Annotated in this window: 18 protein-coding genes; 15 read left to right on the top strand and 3 right to left on the bottom strand. The window is 62.5% G+C overall.

Going from position 1 to position 19,087, the window contains the following annotated elements; genetic code table 11:
- Positions 1 to 32: 32 nt before the first annotated feature.
- From tilS to ispD, 6 genes are all read left to right on the top strand, one after another.
- Positions 33 to 1,349 (top strand): tRNA lysidine(34) synthetase TilS, encoded by a 1,317-nt coding sequence (gene tilS / locus DM872_RS15280; protein ID WP_179060279.1) that lies wholly within the window; start codon positions 33 to 35, stop codon positions 1,347 to 1,349.
- 172 nt (positions 1,350 to 1,521) lie between these two features.
- Positions 1,522 to 3,153 (top strand): CTP synthase, encoded by a 1,632-nt coding sequence (locus DM872_RS15275; RefSeq protein ID WP_179060278.1) that lies wholly within the window; start codon positions 1,522 to 1,524, stop codon positions 3,151 to 3,153.
- 3 nt (positions 3,154 to 3,156) lie between these two features.
- The gene (gene kdsA / locus DM872_RS15270) at positions 3,157 to 4,002 is read left to right on the top strand and encodes a 3-deoxy-8-phosphooctulonate synthase (RefSeq protein ID WP_179060277.1); all 846 of its coding nucleotides are present in this window, start codon (positions 3,157 to 3,159) and stop codon (positions 4,000 to 4,002) included.
- 144 nt (positions 4,003 to 4,146) lie between these two features.
- Entirely contained in the window at positions 4,147 to 5,436 is a 1,290-nt protein-coding gene (gene eno / locus DM872_RS15265; protein WP_179060276.1) for a phosphopyruvate hydratase, read from the top strand.
- A 317-nt stretch (positions 5,437 to 5,753) separates the two neighbouring features.
- Positions 5,754 to 6,038, top strand: coding sequence for a cell division protein FtsB (gene ftsB, locus DM872_RS15260; protein WP_077527690.1), 285 nt, complete (start codon positions 5,754 to 5,756; stop codon positions 6,036 to 6,038).
- Positions 6,035 to 6,745 carry a 2-C-methyl-D-erythritol 4-phosphate cytidylyltransferase gene (gene ispD / locus DM872_RS15255; RefSeq protein WP_179060275.1) on the top strand — a complete coding sequence of 237 codons (711 nt, stop codon included), beginning with the start codon at positions 6,035 to 6,037 and terminating at the stop codon, positions 6,743 to 6,745. Before ftsB ends, ispD begins: the two co-directional genes overlap by 4 nt.
- On the opposite strand, the gene DM872_RS15250 is transcribed toward ispD, so the two are convergent.
- Positions 6,721 to 7,635 (bottom strand): LysR substrate-binding domain-containing protein, encoded by a 915-nt coding sequence (locus DM872_RS15250; protein ID WP_179060274.1) that lies wholly within the window; start codon positions 7,633 to 7,635, stop codon positions 6,721 to 6,723. The two genes, ispD and DM872_RS15250, sit on opposite strands and share 25 nt — an antisense overlap.
- A 103-nt stretch (positions 7,636 to 7,738) precedes the next feature.
- Between DM872_RS15250 and DM872_RS15245 the strand changes: the two genes are divergently transcribed.
- From DM872_RS15245 to rpoS, 8 genes are all read left to right on the top strand, one after another.
- Positions 7,739 to 8,851, top strand: a complete 1,113-nt coding sequence (locus DM872_RS15245; protein WP_179060273.1) for an S-(hydroxymethyl)glutathione dehydrogenase/class III alcohol dehydrogenase — start codon at positions 7,739 to 7,741, stop codon at positions 8,849 to 8,851.
- Positions 8,852 to 8,917: 66 nt separating this feature from the next.
- A complete protein-coding gene (fghA, locus tag DM872_RS15240) occupies positions 8,918 to 9,763 on the top strand; it encodes an S-formylglutathione hydrolase (RefSeq protein WP_179060272.1) in 846 nt (281 codons plus the stop codon).
- Between the two features lie 53 nt (positions 9,764 to 9,816).
- Positions 9,817 to 10,290 carry a 2-C-methyl-D-erythritol 2,4-cyclodiphosphate synthase gene (ispF, locus tag DM872_RS15235; RefSeq protein WP_179060271.1) on the top strand — a complete coding sequence of 158 codons (474 nt, stop codon included), beginning with the start codon at positions 9,817 to 9,819 and terminating at the stop codon, positions 10,288 to 10,290.
- A complete protein-coding gene (gene truD, locus DM872_RS15230) occupies positions 10,287 to 11,345 on the top strand; it encodes a tRNA pseudouridine(13) synthase TruD (RefSeq protein WP_179060270.1) in 1,059 nt (352 codons plus the stop codon). The genes ispF and truD overlap by 4 nt, the downstream gene beginning before the upstream one ends.
- Positions 11,333 to 12,082 (top strand): 5'/3'-nucleotidase SurE, encoded by a 750-nt coding sequence (gene surE, locus DM872_RS15225; RefSeq protein ID WP_179060269.1) that lies wholly within the window; start codon positions 11,333 to 11,335, stop codon positions 12,080 to 12,082. The genes truD and surE overlap by 13 nt, the downstream gene beginning before the upstream one ends.
- A 41-nt stretch (positions 12,083 to 12,123) precedes the next feature.
- Positions 12,124 to 12,759, top strand: a complete 636-nt coding sequence (locus DM872_RS15220; RefSeq protein ID WP_179060554.1) for a protein-L-isoaspartate(D-aspartate) O-methyltransferase — start codon at positions 12,124 to 12,126, stop codon at positions 12,757 to 12,759.
- Positions 12,760 to 12,919: 160 nt separating this feature from the next.
- A complete protein-coding gene (locus tag DM872_RS15215) occupies positions 12,920 to 13,795 on the top strand; it encodes a peptidoglycan DD-metalloendopeptidase family protein (RefSeq protein WP_179060553.1) in 876 nt (291 codons plus the stop codon).
- Positions 13,796 to 13,902: 107 nt separating this feature from the next.
- Positions 13,903 to 14,907 (top strand): RNA polymerase sigma factor RpoS, encoded by a 1,005-nt coding sequence (rpoS, locus tag DM872_RS15210; RefSeq protein WP_077527700.1) that lies wholly within the window; start codon positions 13,903 to 13,905, stop codon positions 14,905 to 14,907.
- Between the two features lie 529 nt (positions 14,908 to 15,436).
- Here the strand turns inward: rpoS and fdxA are convergent.
- Together fdxA and mutS are read right to left on the bottom strand one after the other, a co-directional pair.
- Positions 15,437 to 15,760: a ferredoxin FdxA gene (gene fdxA, locus DM872_RS15205; protein ID WP_077527701.1), complete on the bottom strand. Its 324-nt coding sequence runs from the start codon at positions 15,758 to 15,760 to the stop codon at positions 15,437 to 15,439.
- Positions 15,761 to 15,900: 140 nt separating this feature from the next.
- A complete protein-coding gene (gene mutS / locus DM872_RS15200) occupies positions 15,901 to 18,474 on the bottom strand; it encodes a DNA mismatch repair protein MutS (RefSeq protein ID WP_179060268.1) in 2,574 nt (857 codons plus the stop codon).
- Positions 18,475 to 18,544: 70 nt separating this feature from the next.
- On the opposite strand from mutS, the gene DM872_RS15195 reads away from it, so the two are divergent.
- Entirely contained in the window at positions 18,545 to 19,057 is a 513-nt protein-coding gene (locus tag DM872_RS15195) for a CinA family protein (RefSeq protein WP_179060267.1), read from the top strand.
- The last annotated feature ends 30 nt before the right edge of the window (positions 19,058 to 19,087 follow it).

Genomic DNA, 19,087 nt, shown 5'->3' with positions numbered 1-19,087 from the left:
AGCTTGGGGCCCGATTTCGTTTCGAGCAGCCCATGTCCCTTGAGTCCCGCCTCCTGACCGCCCTGGCCCCCTGGCGCCATGCGCCGGCCTGGCACGTCGCCTTCTCTGGCGGGCTCGATTCCACCGTCCTGCTGCATGTGTTGGCGCGTCTCGCCCTTCGCGAAGCCCTGCCGCCGCTATCTGCCATTCATGTACATCACGGCCTGCAGGCCGCAGCCGATGCCTGGCCAGAACATTGCCAACGCGTCTGCACTGCATTGGGCGTGCCGCTCAAGGTGCTGCGCGTGACTGTCGATACCGGGCCAAGCCTGGAGCGTGCGGCGCGGGATGCGCGCTATGCCGCATTCGTGGGCGAACTGCGAGCGGGGGAGGTGCTCCTCAGTGCCCAACATCGGGATGACCAGGCGGAAACGCTGCTTTTCCGACAATTGCGAGGTGCCGGTGTGCGGGGGCTGTCGGGTATGCCGCAAGTCCGGCCCCTCGGCTTGGGCAGCCTGGTCAGGCCGCTGCTGCAGGCGTCCCGCGCCGAACTGGAAGCCTATGCCCGCGCCGAAGGGATCGACTGGGTGGAAGACCCGAGTAATTCGGATACGTCGCTTGCGCGCAATTTTCTCCGCCACGATGTGTTTCCTGTGTTGCTGTCTCGTTGGCCGAAGGCGACGGAAAGCCTGGCCCGCAGCGCGGAGCACATGGCTGAGGCGGAGGGGCTGCTGGGCGAACTGGCCCAGAGCGATCTGCAACGCGCCCAGGCTGGCAGCAATTTCCCCTGGCTACCGCTGCCGTCCCTCGATCTGAATGTGCTGGCGTCGTTGTCGCCGCCCCGGCAGCGCAACGCCCTGCGTCACTGGCTGGCAAGGTTCACGCCGCTACCGGACAGCAGCCATTGGGCGGGGTGGGAAGACCTGCGCGATGCGGCCGCCGATACGACGCCGATCTGGCGTCTTGCCCGGGGTGAGCTGCACCGTGCCGACGGACGGTTGTGGTGGCTGTCCGGCGAATGGCTCGCGGTGCCAGAGCGCGACCTGCCCTGGCCTGATCCTGCTCGGCCGCTCGAACTGCCGGGCAACGGCGGGCTGAGTCTGTTGGGGGCGCCGCCGACCGGCAGGCTCGAAGTCCGCTATCGGCGGGGAGGTGAGGTACTGGAACTGGCGGGGCGAGGGCGTCGCGATCTCAAGCGGTTGCTCAACGAATCTCGCCTGCCTGCTTTTGTCCGCGGCCGATTGCCGCTGCTGTTCGTCGATGGTGAGCTGGTGGCCGCCGCCAACCTTCCGGAGCTGGACAGTCGGGGGGCGGGTAGTGGGCAGCTGCGCTGGTCGCCACCGACGAGTGACCAAGGTTTGAGCTGGTAGGGTCTTTCCGGTAGACTACGCTCCCGTCTTACATAGCTTTCGCTGATTCCTTCGGAATCGGCGGTAGTTGCTTTTGAAGCAGCGCCCAGTTGCGCTCCATGGTTGAAGGCCATAGCCCTTCATCGCTTTCCCCGGCGGCATTCCGCCTAAACGCAGACTTCTAGGGTTTTTCATGACGCGCTACATCTTCGTCACGGGTGGTGTTGTTTCTTCTTTGGGGAAAGGCATCGCCTCGGCATCCTTGGCCGCCATTCTGGAAGCGCGGGGACTGAAGGTCACCATGCTCAAGCTCGACCCGTACATCAACGTGGACCCGGGTACCATGAGCCCCTTCCAGCACGGTGAAGTCTTCGTGACCGAGGACGGCGCCGAGACCGATCTCGATCTGGGTCACTACGAGCGCTTCGTGAGCACCACGATGACCCAGAACAACAACTTCACCACCGGCCGCGTTTACGCCGATGTGCTGCGCAAGGAGCGCCGTGGTGACTACCTGGGTGCCACCATCCAGGTGATCCCGCACATCACCGACGAGATCAAGCACCGCATCATCAAGGGTGCTGCGGGCGCTGACGTGGCCCTGGTTGAAATCGGCGGCACCGTGGGTGACATCGAGTCCCAGCCGTTCCTCGAAGCCATCCGCCAGCTGCGTGTGGAAGTGGGCGCCAAGCGCGCCATGCTGATGCACCTGACCCTGGTCCCCTACATCGCCACTGCTGGCGAGACCAAGACCAAGCCGACCCAGCACTCCGTGAAGGAGCTGCGCTCCATCGGCCTGCAGCCTGATGTACTGGTCTGTCGTTCCGACCATGACGTCGACCTGTCCTCCCGTCGCAAGATCGCCCTGTTCACCAACGTGGAAGAACGCGCGGTGATCTCCCTGCAGGACGTCGACACCATCTACAAGATCCCGTCCGTGCTGCACGCCCAGGGCCTGGACGACTTCGTCGTCGAGCGCTTCGGCCTGCAATGCGGCAGTGCCGACCTCTCCGAGTGGGACCGCGTGGTGGATGCCAAGCTGAACCCCGAGAAAGAAGTCACCATCGCCATGGTCGGCAAGTACATGGAACTGCTGGACGCGTACAAGTCGCTGATCGAAGCGATGAGCCACGCTGGCATCCAGAGCCGCACCAAGGTGAACCTGCGCTACATCGATTCCGAAGACATCGAGACCCAGGGCACCGCTCTGCTCGAAGGCGTCGACGCCATCCTGGTTCCGGGCGGATTCGGCCTGCGCGGCGTGGAAGGCAAGATCTCCACCGTGCGCTTTGCCCGCGAGAACAAGATTCCCTACCTGGGCATCTGCCTCGGCATGCAGGTTGCGGTCATCGAGTACGCCCGTAACGTGCTCGGCTGGACCGACGCCAACTCCACCGAATTCGACAAGTCCAGCGGCCACCCGGTCGTGGGCCTGATCACCGAGTGGGAAGACGCCACCGGCGCCACCGAAATCCGTACCGAAGCCTCTGACCTCGGCGGCACCATGCGCCTCGGCGCCCAGGCTTGCCAGCTGGAAAACGGCTCCCTGGTACACGGTTGCTATGGCAAGGACGAGATCGTCGAACGCCATCGCCACCGCTACGAAGTGAACAACAACCTGCTGCCGCAGCTGCAGGAAGCTGGCCTGAAAGTCACCGGCCGTTCCGGCGACGGCGCGCTGGTCGAAGTGGTCGAGGCTCCGGATCACCCGTGGTTCGTGGCTTGCCAGTTCCACCCGGAATTCACCTCCACGCCGCGTTATGGTCACCCGCTGTTCAGCGGCTTCGTCAACGCCGCTCTGGCGCAGAAAGCGAAGAAGGCCTGACCCATGGCGCAGAAGATCGTCCGCGTCGGCAATATCGAGATCGCCAACGACAAGCCCTTCGTGCTGTTCGGCGGCATGAACGTGCTGGAGTCCCGCGACCTTGCCCTGAAGGTCTGCGAGGAATACGTCAAGGTGACCGAGAAGCTCGGTATCCCCTACGTGTTCAAGGCCAGCTTCGACAAGGCCAACCGCTCCTCGATCAACTCCTTCCGTGGCCCGGGCCTGGAAGAGGGCATGAAGATCTTCGAGGAAGTGAAGAAGACCTTCGGTGTACCGGTGATCACCGACGTCCATGAGCCCTACCAGGCGGCTCCGGTGGCCGAGGTCTGCGACATCATCCAGTTGCCGGCCTTCCTGTCGCGCCAGACCGACCTCGTGGTCGCCATGGCGAAGACCGGTGCGGTGATCAACATCAAGAAGGCCCAGTTCCTCGCGCCTCAGGAGATGAAGCACATCCTCACCAAGTGTGAGGAAGCCGGTAACGATCGCCTGATCCTCTGCGAGCGCGGTTCGTCCTTCGGTTACAACAACCTGGTCGTGGACATGCTCGGCTTCGGCATCATGAAGCAGTTCGAGTACCCGGTTTTCTTCGACGTCACCCACGCCCTGCAAATGCCGGGCGGCCGTGCCGACTCCGCTGGCGGCCGTCGTGCCCAGGTCACCGACCTGGCCAAGGCCGGCATGAGCCAGGGCCTGGCGGGTCTTTTCCTCGAGGCGCATCCGGACCCGGACAACGCCAAGTGCGATGGCCCCTGCGCCTTGCGCCTGAACAAACTCGAACCCTTCCTGTCCCAGCTCAAGCAGCTGGACGACCTGGTCAAGAGTTTTCCGCCGATCGAGACTGCCTGAACCGGCCGATCTCCGGTAAAGTGCCGCGTGGGCACAAACTGACCGATCGGTCAGGACATTCGCCGGGTCAGCCGACCCCGAGCCCCGGCGAATCGCCTCACTTTCTGCTGAGCGTTTTCGTCAACTTTTGGAGTGCTAACAACAATGGCAAAGATCGTCGACATCAAGGGCCGCGAGGTTCTGGACTCCCGTGGCAACCCCACTGTGGAAGCCGATGTGATCCTCGAGAACGGCATCATCGGCAGCGCTTGCGCGCCGTCCGGTGCTTCCACCGGTTCCCGCGAGGCACTGGAACTGCGTGATGGCGACAAGAGCCGTTACCTGGGCAAGGGCGTACTGAAGGCTGTGGGCAACATCAACGGCCCGATCCGCGACCTGCTCCTGGGCAAGGACGCTGCTGACCAGAAAGCCCTCGACCACGCCATGATCGAACTGGACGGTACCGAGAACAAGGGCAAGCTGGGCGCCAACGCCATCCTCGCCGTGTCCCTGGCTGCCGCCAAGGCCGCTGCCCAGGCCAAGGGCGTACCGCTCTATGCCCACATCGCCGACCTGAACGGCACCCCCGGCCAGTACTCCATGCCGGTACCGATGATGAACATCATCAACGGTGGCGAGCATGCCGATAACAACGTCGACATCCAGGAGTTCATGGTTCAGCCGGTTGGCGCCAAGAACTTCGCCGACGCCCTGCGTATGGGCGCCGAGATCTTCCACCACCTGAAAGCCGTGCTGAAGGCCCGTGGCCTGAACACCGCCGTAGGCGACGAGGGTGGTTTCGCCCCGAACCTGGCCTCCAACGAAGACGCCCTGGCCGCCATCGCCGAAGCCGTTGCCAACGCCGGCTACAAGCTGGGCACCGACGTGACCCTGGCCCTGGACTGCGCTTCCAGCGAATTCTTCAAGGACGGCAAGTACGACCTGGCCGGTGAAGGCAAGGTGTTCGACGCTGCCGGTTTCGCTGACTACCTGGCCGGCCTGACCCAGCGTTACCCGATCATCTCCATCGAAGACGGCATGGACGAGTCCGACTGGGCCGGCTGGAAAGGTCTGACTGACAAGATCGGTGCCAAGGTTCAACTGGTTGGTGACGACCTGTTCGTGACCAACACCAAGATCCTCAAGGAAGGCATCGAGAAGAGCATCGGTAACTCGATCCTGATCAAGTTCAACCAGATCGGCTCCCTGACCGAAACCCTGGAAGCCATCCAGATGGCCAAGGCTGCCGGTTACACCGCGGTGATCTCCCACCGTTCGGGCGAGACCGAAGACAGCACCATCGCCGACCTGGCCGTAGGCACCGCCGCCGGTCAGATCAAGACTGGCTCCCTGTGCCGTTCCGACCGCGTGTCCAAGTACAACCAGCTGCTGCGTATCGAAGAGCAACTGGGTGAGAAGGCTCCCTACCGTGGCCGTGCGGAATTCCGTGGCTAAGAGACCGGCTACGATCGGCTGCGCGTCGGAATAACTGCGTTGAGAATGGCTTCGGACTGCTCATTTACAGCTCGTAAACTCCGCGTCCTCAGCCATTCTCGCCTTGTTCTTCTCTAGCTCGCTCGATCGTGAGCAAGTCTCAGCGGTGCCATGTTGAAATCAGGCGCTGAATGCATCTTTACTTCATGTAAACTTCGCAGCCTCACCTGATTTCTCCTGGCCGGTCGTCTCCCGCCGCACGGCAGCGACGTAATCCGTTCAGGAATGGTAAAAGGGCAGCGCAAGCTGCCCTTTTCGCATGGATACTCCCTGGCAAAATGACTCGCCCTAACACTTACTGGTTGTTCGTTGTCCTGATCCTGATGCTGGCTGGCCTGCAGTATCGCCTCTGGGTGGGCGACGGGAGCCTGGCTCAGGTCCAGGATCTCCAGCACCAGATTGCCGAGCAGAAAGGCGAGAACGAGCGCCTGCTGGAGCGCAACCGCATCCTCGAAGCGGAAGTGATGGAGCTGAAAAAGGGTATGGAGACCGTCGAAGAGCGTGCCCGTCACGAACTGGGCATGGTCAAGGAAGGCGAAACCCTCTACCAGATTTCCGAATGAACCAGGCCGACATTCCCTTCTTCTGGGCGGTGATTCCTGCCGCCGGTGTTGGTGCCCGTATGCGGGCCGACCGTCCCAAGCAGTACCTCGAACTCGCCGGGCGAACCATCCTCGAGCACAGCCTCGATTGCTTCCTCGATCATCCGCAGCTCAAAGGGCTGGTAGTCAGCCTGTCAGTCGATGACCCGTATTGGCCGGCGCTTTCCTGCGCCACGGATGAGCGCATCATCCGTGCCGACGGCGGCAAGGAGCGTTCGGACTCGGTGCTCAGTGCCCTGTTGCGACTGGCCGAGCACGGCGCCCGAGCCCACGACTGGGTGCTGGTGCATGATGCGGCACGGCCGAACCTGTCGCGCTACGACCTCGACCTGCTGCTGGCCGAGTTGGCTGACGACGCGGTGGGGGGCCTGCTTGCCGTGCCAGCCCGCGACACCCTGAAGCGCGCCAGTGCTGATGGCCGAGTAGCGGAGACTGTCGACCGTAGCCTGATCTGGCAGGCCTACACGCCGCAGATGTTCCGCTTCGGAGCGTTGCATCGTGCGCTCGCCGACGCGCTGGTAGCAGGCGTCGCCATCACCGATGAAGCTTCTGCCATGGAGTGGGCCGGCAATGCACCCAAGCTGGTGGAAGGTCGCGCCGACAATCTCAAGATCACCCGCCCCGAGGATCTCGACTGGCTGCGTCAGCGCTGGTCGACGCGCGTCTGATCCAGCGCATATTCCGGCCGTTCGGCCAGCCCGGTCTTCAATAGGTCCACCAATTGCCGCACCTTCGGCGATAGGTGCCGCTGCTGTGGATAAAGTGCCCAGACCGCCGTGTTCGGCGGGCGGTGCTGTTCCAGCAGCGACACCAGCGCCCCGCTGCGCAGATGCTCCAGCACATAGTAGTCGGGCAACTGGCATAGCCCGAAACCCCGCAGGGCGGCATCCAGTACTGCCTGGCCGCTGTTGCAGCGCCAGTTGCCCTGGACCCGCACCGCATGCTCGCGCCCCTGCTGGAGGAAATCCCAATGATCCGCGCTGCCGATCAGGCAGTTGTGCCGCGCCAGCTCTGAAAGGCTATGCGGGCGACCGTAACGCTCCAGATAGGACGGCGCCGCGCAGAGGTACATGACCCGTGGTGCCAGGCGTGTCGCCACCAGTCGTGAATCCTGCAGGCGGCCCAGGCGTATGGCCAGGTCGAGGCCTTCGTGCACCAGGTCCAGGGTGCGGTTGCTCAGCTCGATGTCCACGCGCAACTGTGGATGGCGCGCCATGAACTCGTTCACCAAGGGCACGATGAAGCGCTCGCCGTAGGCCACCGCACAAGTCATGCGCAGCAGTCCCTTGGGTTCGCTGGTGAGGTCGCTCACCGCTCGAAGGGCTTCTTCTCGAGCATCCATGAGGCGTTGGCAGTGCTGCAGGAAGGTCTGCCCGGCCTCGGTCAGGGCCACCTTGCGGGTGCTTCGATAGAACAGTCGCGTCTGCAGGCGTTCTTCGAGCCGGGCGATCTGTCTGCTGACATGGGATGAAGAGATACCCAGGCGTTCCGCCGCAGCCGTGAACTGGCCTGTCTCGGCAACCGCGACAAATTCGTCGAGGCCTTCCCAGCGACTCATTGATTATCCCTCCGCAGCAATAATGTTTTGCTTTATGGTGGATTATTTACCATTGGCGCCTCAACTACACTCCTTGGCCATTTCAATCAGCTGGAGAATGACCATGATCAAGTCCCGTGCCGCTGTGGCCTTTGCGCCCAACCAGCCGCTGCAGATCGTCGAAGTCGACGTGGCGCCGCCCAAGGCCGGCGAAGTCCTGGTGCGGATCGTGGCCACCGGCGTCTGCCACACCGATGCCTACACCCTGTCCGGCGCCGACTCCGAAGGCGTGTTCCCCTGCATCCTTGGCCATGAAGGTGGCGGCATCGTCGAAGCGGTGGGCGAAGGCGTTACCTCGTTGGCGGTGGGCGATCACGTCATCCCGCTCTACACAGCCGAATGCCGCGAGTGCAAGTTCTGCAAATCCGGCAAGACCAACCTCTGCCAGAAAGTGCGCGCCACCCAGGGCAAGGGCCTGATGCCGGACGGCACGTCCCGCTTCAGCTACAACGGCCAGCCGATCTACCACTACATGGGTTGCTCGACGTTCTCCGAGTACACCGTCCTGCCGGAAATTTCCCTGGCGAAGATTCCCCAGGAAGCGCCGCTGGAGAAGGTCTGCCTGCTGGGTTGCGGCGTGACCACCGGCATCGGTGCCGTGCTCAACACCGCCAAGGTGGAAGAGGGCGCTACCGTGGCGATCTTCGGCCTGGGTGGTATCGGTCTCGCCGCAATCATCGGTGCGAAGATGGCCAAGGCGTCGCGCATCATCGCCATCGACATTAATCCGGAGAAGTTCGACGTGGCCCGTGAGCTGGGTGCCACCGACTTCGTCAATCCGAAGGACCATGCCAAGCCGATCCAGGATGTCATCGTCGAGCTGACTGATGGCGGCGTCGACTACAGCTTCGAATGCGTCGGCAACGTTGACCTGATGCGCGCCGCGCTCGAGTGCTGCCACAAGGGGTGGGGCGAGTCCGTGATCATTGGTGTGGCGCCGGCTGGCACCGAGATCAAGACCCGTCCGTTCCAGCTGGTGACCGGCCGCGTCTGGCGCGGTTCGGCTTTCGGCGGCGTGAAGGGTCGCACCGAGCTGCCAAGCTATGTGGACAAGGCGCAGAAGGGTGAAATCCCGCTGGATACCTTCATCACCCACACCATGGGGCTGGACGACATCAACAAGGCCTTCGACCTGATGCACGAAGGCAAGAGCATCCGTTCGGTCGTCCACTACTAATCCGGCAGACAGCCCGAGGCGGCAAGGTATTCGCTTCGGGCGTCCGGCTTCCACGGAGATCGCTCCATGACGCTTGAGATCGTTTCCAGCAACAAGAGCTTTGGCGGATGGCACAAGCGCTACCGTCATCGCTCCACCAGCCTCAACTGCGAGATGGTGTTCGCGGTCTACCTGCCGCCCCAGGCGGAGCAGGGTGGAAAGTTGCCAGTGCTCTATTGGCTCTCGGGACTGACCTGCACCGATGAGAACTTCATGCAGAAGGCTGGCGCGCAACGCCTGGCCTCGGAGCTGGGGCTGATCATCGTCGCGCCGGACACCAGCCCGCGCGGCGCGGATGTGCCCGGTGACCCTGACAATGCCTGGGACTTCGGGCTAGGCGCCGGCTTCTACCTGAATGCCAGCCAGGAGCCCTATGCACGCCACTACCGCATGCATGACTACGTGGTGCACGAGTTGCCCGCGCTGATCGAGGCCAACTTCCCGGTGTCCGGGAAACGCGGGATCAGTGGCCACTCAATGGGGGGGCACGGTGCCTTGGTTTGCGCGCTGCGCAATCCGGGGCGTTATCAGTCGCTGTCGGCGTTCGCCCCCATCAGCAATCCCATGGCGTGCCCTTGGGGCGAAAAGGCGTTCAGCCGCTATCTGGGTGACGACCGCGCCCGCTGGCGGGAATGGGACGCGAGCGTGTTGCTGGCTGAGGCGACCGAGCGCTTGCCGATCCTGGTGGATCAGGGCGACCGCGATGACTTCCTCGCCAACCAGCTCAAGCCCGAGGCCCTGCAGGCGGCTGCCAACGCGGCCGGGCATCCGTTGACCCTTCGGTTGCAGCCGGGGTACGACCACAGCTACTACTTCATCGCCAGTTTCATTGGCGACCACCTGAAGCATCACGCCGCGGCCCTCAAGGGCTAAGCGTCGGCAAAATAGGTAGAATCACGCCCTGACTTTTCAGGGCGTTCTTCTCTATGCGAATTGGCCACGGCTACGACGTACACCGCTTTGGTGAAGGCGACTTCATCACCCTTGGCGGCGTGCGCATTTCCCACAAGTTCGGGCTGATCGCCCATTCCGACGGTGACGTTCTGCTGCATGCGTTGTCCGATGCCCTGCTTGGCGCAGCCGCGCTGGGCGACATCGGCAAGCATTTCCCCGACACCGATCCACGCTTCAAGGGGGCCGACAGCCGTGCGCTGCTGCGCCATGTGGTGTCCCTGGTGAAAGCCAAGGGCTGGAAGGTCGGCAATGTCGACGGAACCATAGTGGCCCAGGCACCGAAGATGGCTCCGCATATCGAGGCCATGCGCGCCAACATCGCGGCTGATCTGGAAGTCGACCTGGACCAGGTCAACGTCAAGGCCACCACCACCGAGAAGCTCGGCTTCACGGGGCGCGAGGAGGGCATCGCCGTACACGCGGTAGCCCTGTTGCTGCCGGTATGAACGAACTCGAACTGCTGGGCCCGCGAGCCCATGGCGAATCCCTCGGGCAGGCTCAACTGAAAGCTGTGGCCGAGGATTTCCAGGTTGATGAAGTGCTGGACATTCCACTGGAGGGCGAGGGCGAGCACCTGTGGCTCTGGGTGGAGAAGCGCGAGTTGAACACCGAGGAAGCCGCGCGGCGTATCGCCCGTGCCGCCGGCGTGCCCTTGAAGGTGGTCAGCTATGCCGGGCTGAAGGACCGCCAGGCGTTGACTCGCCAGTGGTTCAGCCTGCACTTGCCGGGCAAGACTGATCCGGATCTGACTGCGGCCGAGAATGCCAACCTGCGGATACTCAAGAGCGTCCGTCACAAGCGCAAGCTGCAACGCGGCGCCCATTCGGCCAACGGCTTCACCCTTCGCCTGACCCGCCTGGCTGCTGACCGAGAGGCACTGGACGCGAGGCTCAAGCAACTGGCCGAGGCCGGTGTGCCCAATTATTTTGGCCTGCAGCGCTTCGGTCACGGCGGTGGCAACGTGGTGGACGCCCGCGCCTTCGCCGAGCGCAAGGAACTGCCGGTGCAGCGCAATCTCCGTTCGCGTTTGCTTTCGGCGGGCCGCAGCTTCCTCTTCAACCGGGTGCTGGCCGAGCGCATCGCTGACGGTACCTGGAACCAGGCCCAGGTCGGCGATCTGCTGGCTTTCACTACCAGCCGCAGCTTCTTCCCGGCAGGCGAGTCCGACTGTAGCGACCCCCGTCTTGCCGAGCTGGATTTGCATCCGACCGGGCCGTTGTGGGGGGAGGGCGCATCACCTGCCCAAGGACAGCCGCAAAAGCTGGAGGCGGCGGTTGCCGCGGCGGAGCCGGCACTTTGCCACTGGTTGGCCGAAGCGGGAATGGCGCACGAACGGCGCATCCTGCGCCTCCCCATCGGCGGTCTGACGTGGCATTATCCCGAGCCTGACGTTCTGCAACTGGAATTCGTCCTGCCGGCTGGATGCTTCGCCACCGCAGTGGTGCGTGAGCTCGTCGATCTGCTGCCGGCAGGGCAGACGGAAAACCCATGCGCATTCTGATTTCCAACGACGACGGGGTGAACGCACCCGGTCTGGCCGCTTTGCATGGTGCGCTCAAGGATTACGCCGATTGCGTGGTCATCGCACCGGACCAGGACAGGAGCGGCGCCAGCAGTTCCCTGACACTGGATCGCCCGCTTCATCCCAGTACGCTGGATAACGGTTTCATTTGCCTCAACGGCACGCCGACCGACTGCGTCCACCTCGGACTCAACGGCATGCTGGAGCAATTGCCGGACATGGTGGTTTCGGGGATCAACCTCGGCGCCAACCTGGGTGATGACGTGCTCTATTCCGGGACCGTGGCCGCGGCTCTGGAGGGGCGCTTCCTCGCCTTGCCGGCCTTCGCCTTCTCACTGGTGTCGCGCCAGGTCGACAACCTGCCTGCCGCTGCGCATATCGCGCGCCGGTTGGTGGCTGCGCATGATCAGCTCGACCTGCCGCCGCGCACCGTACTCAACGTGAACATTCCCAACCTGCCCCTCGAGCACATCAAGGGTATCCAGCTGACCCGCCTGGGCCATCGTGCGCGGGCTGGTGCGCCGGTGAAGGTAGTCAACCCCAGGGGAAAGGAGGGATATTGGATATCGGCCGCGGGCGACGCTGAAGACGGCGGGCCCGGTACGGATTTCCATGCGGTGATGCAGGGCTACGTGTCCATCACACCCCTGCAGCTCGATCGGACTTTCAACGAGGCCTTCGAAGGTCTCGATAGCTGGTTGGAGGGCCTGCTCTGATGTCTCGGGAACAGGATGACCTGATGCGCCGCGGGATCGGCATGACTTCCCAGCGCACTCGCGAGCGCCTTATCCAGCGCCTGTACGAGGAAGGGCTGTCCAATGCCCGCGTGCTCGAGACCATTCGCCGGACACCGCGTCACCTCTTCGTCGACGAGGCCTTGTCCCATCGTGCCTACGAGGACACCGCACTGCCGATCGGCCACAACCAGACCATCTCGCAGCCTTACATGGTTGCTCGGATGACCGAGCTTCTGCTGGCTGCGGGGCCGTTGGACAAGGTGCTGGAGATCGGCACCGGTTCGGGGTATCAGACGGCGATCCTCGCGCAGCTGGTGGAGCGAGTGTTTTCTGTCGAACGTATTCAGGTCCTGCAGGAAAAGGCCAAGGAACGCCTGGCAGTGCTCAACCTGCGCAATGTGGTGTTCCGCTGGGGCGATGGCTGGGAAGGCTGGCCTGCGCTGGCGCCCTACAACGGCATCATCGTGACGGCGGCGGCGGCAGATGTTCCCCAGGCGCTGCTGGATCAGCTGGCTCCGGGCGGGCGTCTGGTGATTCCGGTCGGCGCGGGCGACGTCCAGCAACTGATGCTGATCATTCGCGAAGAGCAGGGTTTCACGCGTCACGTGCTCGACGCCGTACGCTTCGTGCCGCTACTCAGTGGACCGCTCGCCTGAGCGCGTTATCAGGGAACCTGCGTCGAGGGCAACTTTCTGATGCACCGCCAAGCGGTCTTCCTGCGGCACTTTGTGCGGCAGGCGACTGGCTCGTTCGGATATTTCCGGCACAATAATCAAGACCTTCGAATGTTGGGAAAAGGGGACAAGAGTGAGCCTGATGGCCATTCGGCAGTGGATTCGCATGGGGAATGGGCTCGCATGGTTGCCCGCAATGGCCGTCGGTATCCTGCTTGCCGGCTGCTCGAGTACCCAGAAAGATGGTGTCAGCGTCGTCGACCGCAATCATTCGGGGGCGACTGGCGCGTCTCAGCGGCAACCCGTCACCAGCGGCCAGTACCGCGTCCAACGCGGCGATACCCTCTATTCGATTGCCTTCCGCTTTGGCTGGGACTGGAAAGCCCTGGCTGCGCGTAACAGCATTCCTGCGCCTTACGTGATTCGTCCCGGACAGATCATTCGTTTCGACGGCAAGGCGGGTCAGGCGCGACCGGCAGCAGTCGCAACGGCGCCCGCGGTGACCCATCCAAGGACGGGTAGCAGCACCGTTCCAACGCGCCCGCCGGTGCAATCCCAACAACCGGCTGTCCGCCCTCAACCGCAAACGCCGCAACCCGTCGCGACTGCGCCTGTATCTACGCCAAACGCCTCTACTACGCGCTCTGCAGCCGGTTGGGTATGGCCTGCGAGCGGCCCGCTGATCGGCCGTTTTTCGTCAAACGGAAGTTTGAATAAAGGGATTGATATCGCTGGGGAATTAGGCCAGCCTGTCTTGGCTGCGTCAGATGGATCAGTTGTTTATGCCGGAAGTGGACTACGGGGCTACGGCGAATTGGTCATCATCAAACACAGCGATACCTACGTAAGCGCCTACGGTCATAACCGCAGGCTACTGGTACGGGAGGGACAGCAGGTCAAGGTCGGGCAGACAATTGCCGAGATGGGCTCAACGGGAACTGACCGGGTGAAGCTTCATTTTGAAATTCGCCGTCAGGGTAAACCCGTAGATCCGCTGCAATACCTGCCACGTCGTTGACTCGCTATCGGCCCGTTCCACCTACGTGGTAAGGACGGGCTCGGGCGGCGCCAGGGATATAAGGCATCGCCAGGGCTTGTTGTCGAACTCAGCAAGGGACAACAACAATGGCACTCAATAAAGAAGCGCCGGAGTTTGACGTCGATGACGAACTGCTCCTCCTGGAGCCGGGCGTCATATTGGACGATGCGTTGAGCGAGGAGAACGACGCGCCTCTGCCTACCGCGAAATCCCGGCATTCAAGCTCGCCAAAGCAACACAAGTACATCGATTACACCCGCGCGCTCGACGCGACTCAGCTGTACCTCAACGAAATCGGCTTTTCCCCCCTGCTAACCCCGGAAGAAGAAGTGCACTTCGCGCGCCTCGCGCAGCGTGGTGATCCGGCCGGGCGTAAGCGCATGATCGAAAGCAACCTCCGCCTTGTGGTGAAGATCGCGCGACGTTACGTCAACCGCGGTTTGTCGCTGCTCGACCTGATCGAAGAGGGCAACCTCGGCTTGATCCGGGCGGTGGAGAAGTTCGATCCGGAGCGGGGCTTCCGCTTCTCTACCTATGCGACCTGGTGGATCCGTCAGACCATTGAACGGGCCATCATGAACCAGACGCGGACCATCCGCCTGCCGATCCATGTGGTGAAGGAGCTCAATGTCTATCTGCGAGCTGCTCGTGAGTTGACCCACAAGCTGGATCACGAGCCTTCGCCTGAAGAAATCGCCAATCTGCTGGAAAAGCCGGTCGACGAGGTCAAGCGCATGCTCGGTCTCAACGAGCGGGTGACTTCGGTGGATGTTTCGCTTGGCCCGGATTCCGACAAGACCCTGTTGGACACCCTGACCGACGACCGTCCCACTGACCCTTGCGAGTTGCTGCAGGACGATGATCTCTCGCAGAGCATCGACCAGTGGCTGTCCGAACTGACCGACAAGCAACGAGAAGTGGTTGTTCGCCGCTTCGGATTGCGTGGCCATGAAAGCTGCACGCTTGAGGAAGTGGGCCAGGAGATCGGCCTGACCCGCGAGCGGGTGCGGCAGATCCAGGTCGAAGCGCTGAAACGGCTTCGGGAAATCCTGGAGAAGAATGGCTTGTCCAGCGATGCCCTGTTCCAGTAAAGCTGGAACAGAATGAAAGAGCCCGGCATAGGCCGGGCTTTTTTATGACCGATGAAAAGCGTGGGCCGGGGGAGGCAGCAACTGTGATCTTGGTGTCTTCCATTGAGTAACGCCCTGCGACGTCCACTTTTGTGCATCGCTGTGTAAGTCATTGCTTACAGGCTATGTACGTTATCAGAGGAACTTGCTGGTCGTAATTGGTGGAAATCAGCGAAAGATATTTTTTAACGTATTGATTTATAATGATTTTATTTTTATTTCTGGGATTCTTTTACCCACCGGTGCGGCAAACTGCCAACTTGCTGGGGGCGTCTGGATCGCTAATATCTCCCTTGCGTACAGGATGTACGCGGGTTGATAAGGACTTCGACCAGGACATCGCGGGATGCGATTCATCAGGATGATGAGCAAGGACTACAGGGAATAGGGACAAAAGAGTGGGCGGGTATCCCCCGCCCCTTTTTTTCGCCCGCAGGAAAGCAAAAGGCCCGCAGATGCGGGCCTTTTTGCGTTTGGATGCGTAGACGAATCAGCGCTCCAGCTGCTCCAGCTTGCCTTTGACGCCATCCCACTCTTCGGCATCGGCCAGGGCGTCTTTCTTCTCGGTGATGTTCGGCCACACTTCGGCCAGATCACGGTTCAGCTCGATGAACTCCTGCATATCCTCAGGCACTTCATCCTCGGAGAAGATGGCTTGCGCCGGGCATTCAGGCTCGCACAGTGCACAGTCGATGCACTCGTCCGGGTGAATGACCAGGAAGTTCGGGCCTTCGTAGAAGCAGTCCACCGGACAGACTTCCACACAGTCGGTGTATTTGCATTTGATGCAGTTGTCGGTGACGACGAAGGTCATTTCTATTCTTCTCCTCAAGCGGCGGCTCGGAAGCCTTCTATATCTGGCTTCTCGGCTCGGGAACTCACGGTACCGGGTAGGCTGAATCCCGGGTGCACTCCAGAGCGCGCGGGATTCTAGCAGCTTGTGCGGTTAAGGGGTTAGAGGCGTGACTTCAGTGTATATAACAGCTCAAGCGCTTGCCGGGGCGTCAGATCATCCGGCTTGATCTTCGCCAATTCGTCCAGCACAGGGTGGGGCAGGCTGGCGAACAGGTCGCTCTGCATGGGAGCGCTCGGCTGGCCGGGGTCCTGTCGCGGGGCGTCATGGGGCAGGCTGGTGGTTTCCAGCCGCGCCAGGTGCTCGCGGGCGCGCTGGATGACGCCGCCTGGAACACCCGCCAGTTGCGCTACTGCCAGGCCATAGCTCTGGCTCGCGGGCCCCGGCAGTACATGGTGCAGGAACACGATGCGCTCTTTGTGTTCGGTGGCATTCAGGTGGACGTTCGCTACCACCGGCTCAGCTTCCGGCAGAACGGTCAGCTCGAAGTAATGGGTAGCGAACAGGGTGAAGGCGCGCAATCGAGCCAGGTGCTCGGCTGCCGCCCAGGCCAGCGAGAGGCCGTCGAAGGTGCTCGTACCGCGGCCCACCTCGTCCATCAGCACCAGGCTGCTGGCACTGGCGTTGTGCAGGATGTTGGCGGTTTCGCTCATCTCCACCATGAAGGTGGAACGGCCGCCGGCCAGGTCGTCGCTGGAACCGATGCGGGTGAAGATGCGGTCCACCAGTGACAACTCGCAGCTGGCCGCAGGCACGAAGCAGCCAATGTGGGCGAGCAGGACGATCAACGCGGTCTGGCGCATGTAGGTTGACTTACCGCCCATGTTCGGGCCGGTGATGATCAACATGCGGGTGGCGTCGTCCAGGGCCAGGTCGTTGGCCACGAAGGGCGTGTCCAGTACCTGCTCCACTACCGGGTGACGGCCCTGGTTGATGCGCATGCAGGGTTCGTCGACGAAGCGTGGTCGGTTCAGGTCGAGGTTCAGCGCCCGCTCGGAGAAGTTGCTCAGCACGTCCAGTTCAGCCAGGGCGGCGGCGGTGTCCTGCAGCGGGGCCAATTGCTCGATCAGCAGTTCCAGCAGTTCGTCATAGAGCATCTTTTCGCGCGCAAGGGCGCGGCTCTTGGCCGACAGCGCCTTGTCTTCGAAGGCTTTCAGCTCTGGCGTGATGAAACGCTCGGCGCCTTTCAGCGTCTGGCGACGGATGTAGTCCGCGGGTGCCTGCTCGGCCTGCACGCGCGGCAGTTCGATGTAATAGCCGTGGATGCGGTTGTAGCCGACCTTGAGGTTGGGCAGGCCGGTACGGGCTTTTTCCCGTGTTTCCAGATCCATCAGGTACTGGCCGGCGTTCTCGCTCAGCGCCTGGAGCTCATCCAGTTCGGCGTCGTAGCCGGTCTTGATCACACCGCCGTCACGGATCACCGCCGGCGGGGTTTCGATAATGGCGCGAGCCAGCAGGTCGGCCAGTTCCGGATAGGTACGGATGCTACCGGCCAGGTCCTGCAGGTGCGGCGCTTCCAGTTCGGTCATGGCGCCTTGCAGTTGCGGCAGGGCCGCGAGAGCGTCACGCAGGCGGGCCAGGTCACGGGGCCGCGCATTGCGCAGGCCGATACGGGCGAGGATGCGTTCGACGTCGCCGATCTCTTTCAGCTGCGGTTGCAGGCCTTCGAAACGGTAACGGTCCAGCAGGCAGTCGATGGAGTCCTGACGGGCCACCAACACGGCACGGTCGCGCAATGGGCGGTTCAGCCAGCGGCTCAGGAGCCGGCTGCCCATGGCGGTCTGGCAACGGTCAATCACCGATTGCAGCGTGTTGTCGCGACCGCCGGAGAGGTTGACGTCCAGTTCCAGATTGCGGCGGCTGGCGGCATCGAGGATGACCGTGTCATCGATACGCTCGTGGCGCAGACTGCGCAGATGGGGCAGGGCAGTACGCTGGGTCTCCTTGGCGTAGCCCAGAAGGCACCCGGCGGAGCCTATGGCGAGGGTCAGGTTTTCGCAGCCGAACCCCTTGAGGTCCTGTACGCCGAACTGCTGGCAGAGGCTTTTCTTGGCCGAGTCGCGATCGAAATCCCAAGGCGCACGACGGCGGACACCGCGGCGCTTCTCGGCTGGCAGGCCCTGAGGCCAATCATCCGGTATCAACAATTCGGCAGGGTTCAGGCGCTCCAGTTCGGCCAGCAGGTTTTCCCAGCCCTTGATTTCCTGCACGGTGAAACGGCCGCTGGTGATGTCCAGCACGGCCAGGCCGAACAGGCGCTCATCGCCCAACACGGCAGCGAGCAGGTTGTCGCGGCGTTCATCGAGCAGTGCTTCGTCGCTGATGGTACCGGGGGTGATGATGCGAACCACCTGGCGTTCCACCGGCCCTTTGCTGGTGGCGGGATCGCCAATCTGCTCGCAAATGACCACGGACTCGCCCAGCTTCACCAGCTTGGCCAGGTAACCTTCCACCGAATGGAAAGGGATACCGGCCATGGGAATCGACTTGCCTGCCGATTGGCCGCGCGCGGTCAGAGTGATGTCGAGGAGCTTGGCGGCTTTCTTGGCGTCCTCATAGAAGATCTCGTAGAAGTCGCCCATGCGATAGAACATCAGCTGGTCCGGGTGCTGATTCTTCAGCCTCCAGTACTGCTGCATCATGGGTGTGTGTTCGCTGAGATCGCTCTGACTCATTGGCTGGCCTTGCGTGCAAAAGGCGCTAGTGTACGGTATCCCGTTGGCCCGCTTTAACCCCGGAGTGCACATGTCTGTTACCGATGAAGAGCTGACTTCCCTGGCCGCCAGGCTGGGTGAGGAACTGAAGGCGCGTGGCGAATCGGTAAGCACCGCGGAATCCTGCACCGGCGGTGGTATCGCCGAGGCCATTACTCGTATTCCCGGTAGCTCGGCCTGGTTCGAGGCGGGCTATGTCACTTACTCGAATGCGCAGAAGACCGAGCAATTGGCAGTGTCGGCGGCGTTGTTCCCGCAGGTGGGCGCTGTGAGCCAGGAGGTGGTCGAGGCCATGGTGCATGGTGCCCAGAAGCGCAGCGGCGCACGCTTTGCCGTGGCGGTCAGCGGCGTGGCCGGGCCGGATGGGGGCTCACCGGAGAAACCGGTCGGTACGGTGTGGCTGGCGTGGGGCGATGGAAATGACGTGGAGGCTGTACGCCGCCATTTTCCGGGTGATCGCCTGGCCGTACGCCGACAAACCGTTGCGGAAGCGCTCAGGGGGCTGATCCGACTAGCTGCAGGAGAAAAAGCCGTTCAGGGGTAGGCGAGCGACTTGCCCTATGGAATAATACTG

The organism is Pseudomonas taiwanensis (assembly GCF_013393345.1).
Taxonomy (GTDB): Bacteria; Pseudomonadota; Gammaproteobacteria; order Pseudomonadales; family Pseudomonadaceae; genus Metapseudomonas; species Metapseudomonas resinovorans_C.
The sequence above is the reverse complement of the archived record's forward strand: the minus strand, read 5'-3'. Positions and strand labels throughout refer to the sequence as shown.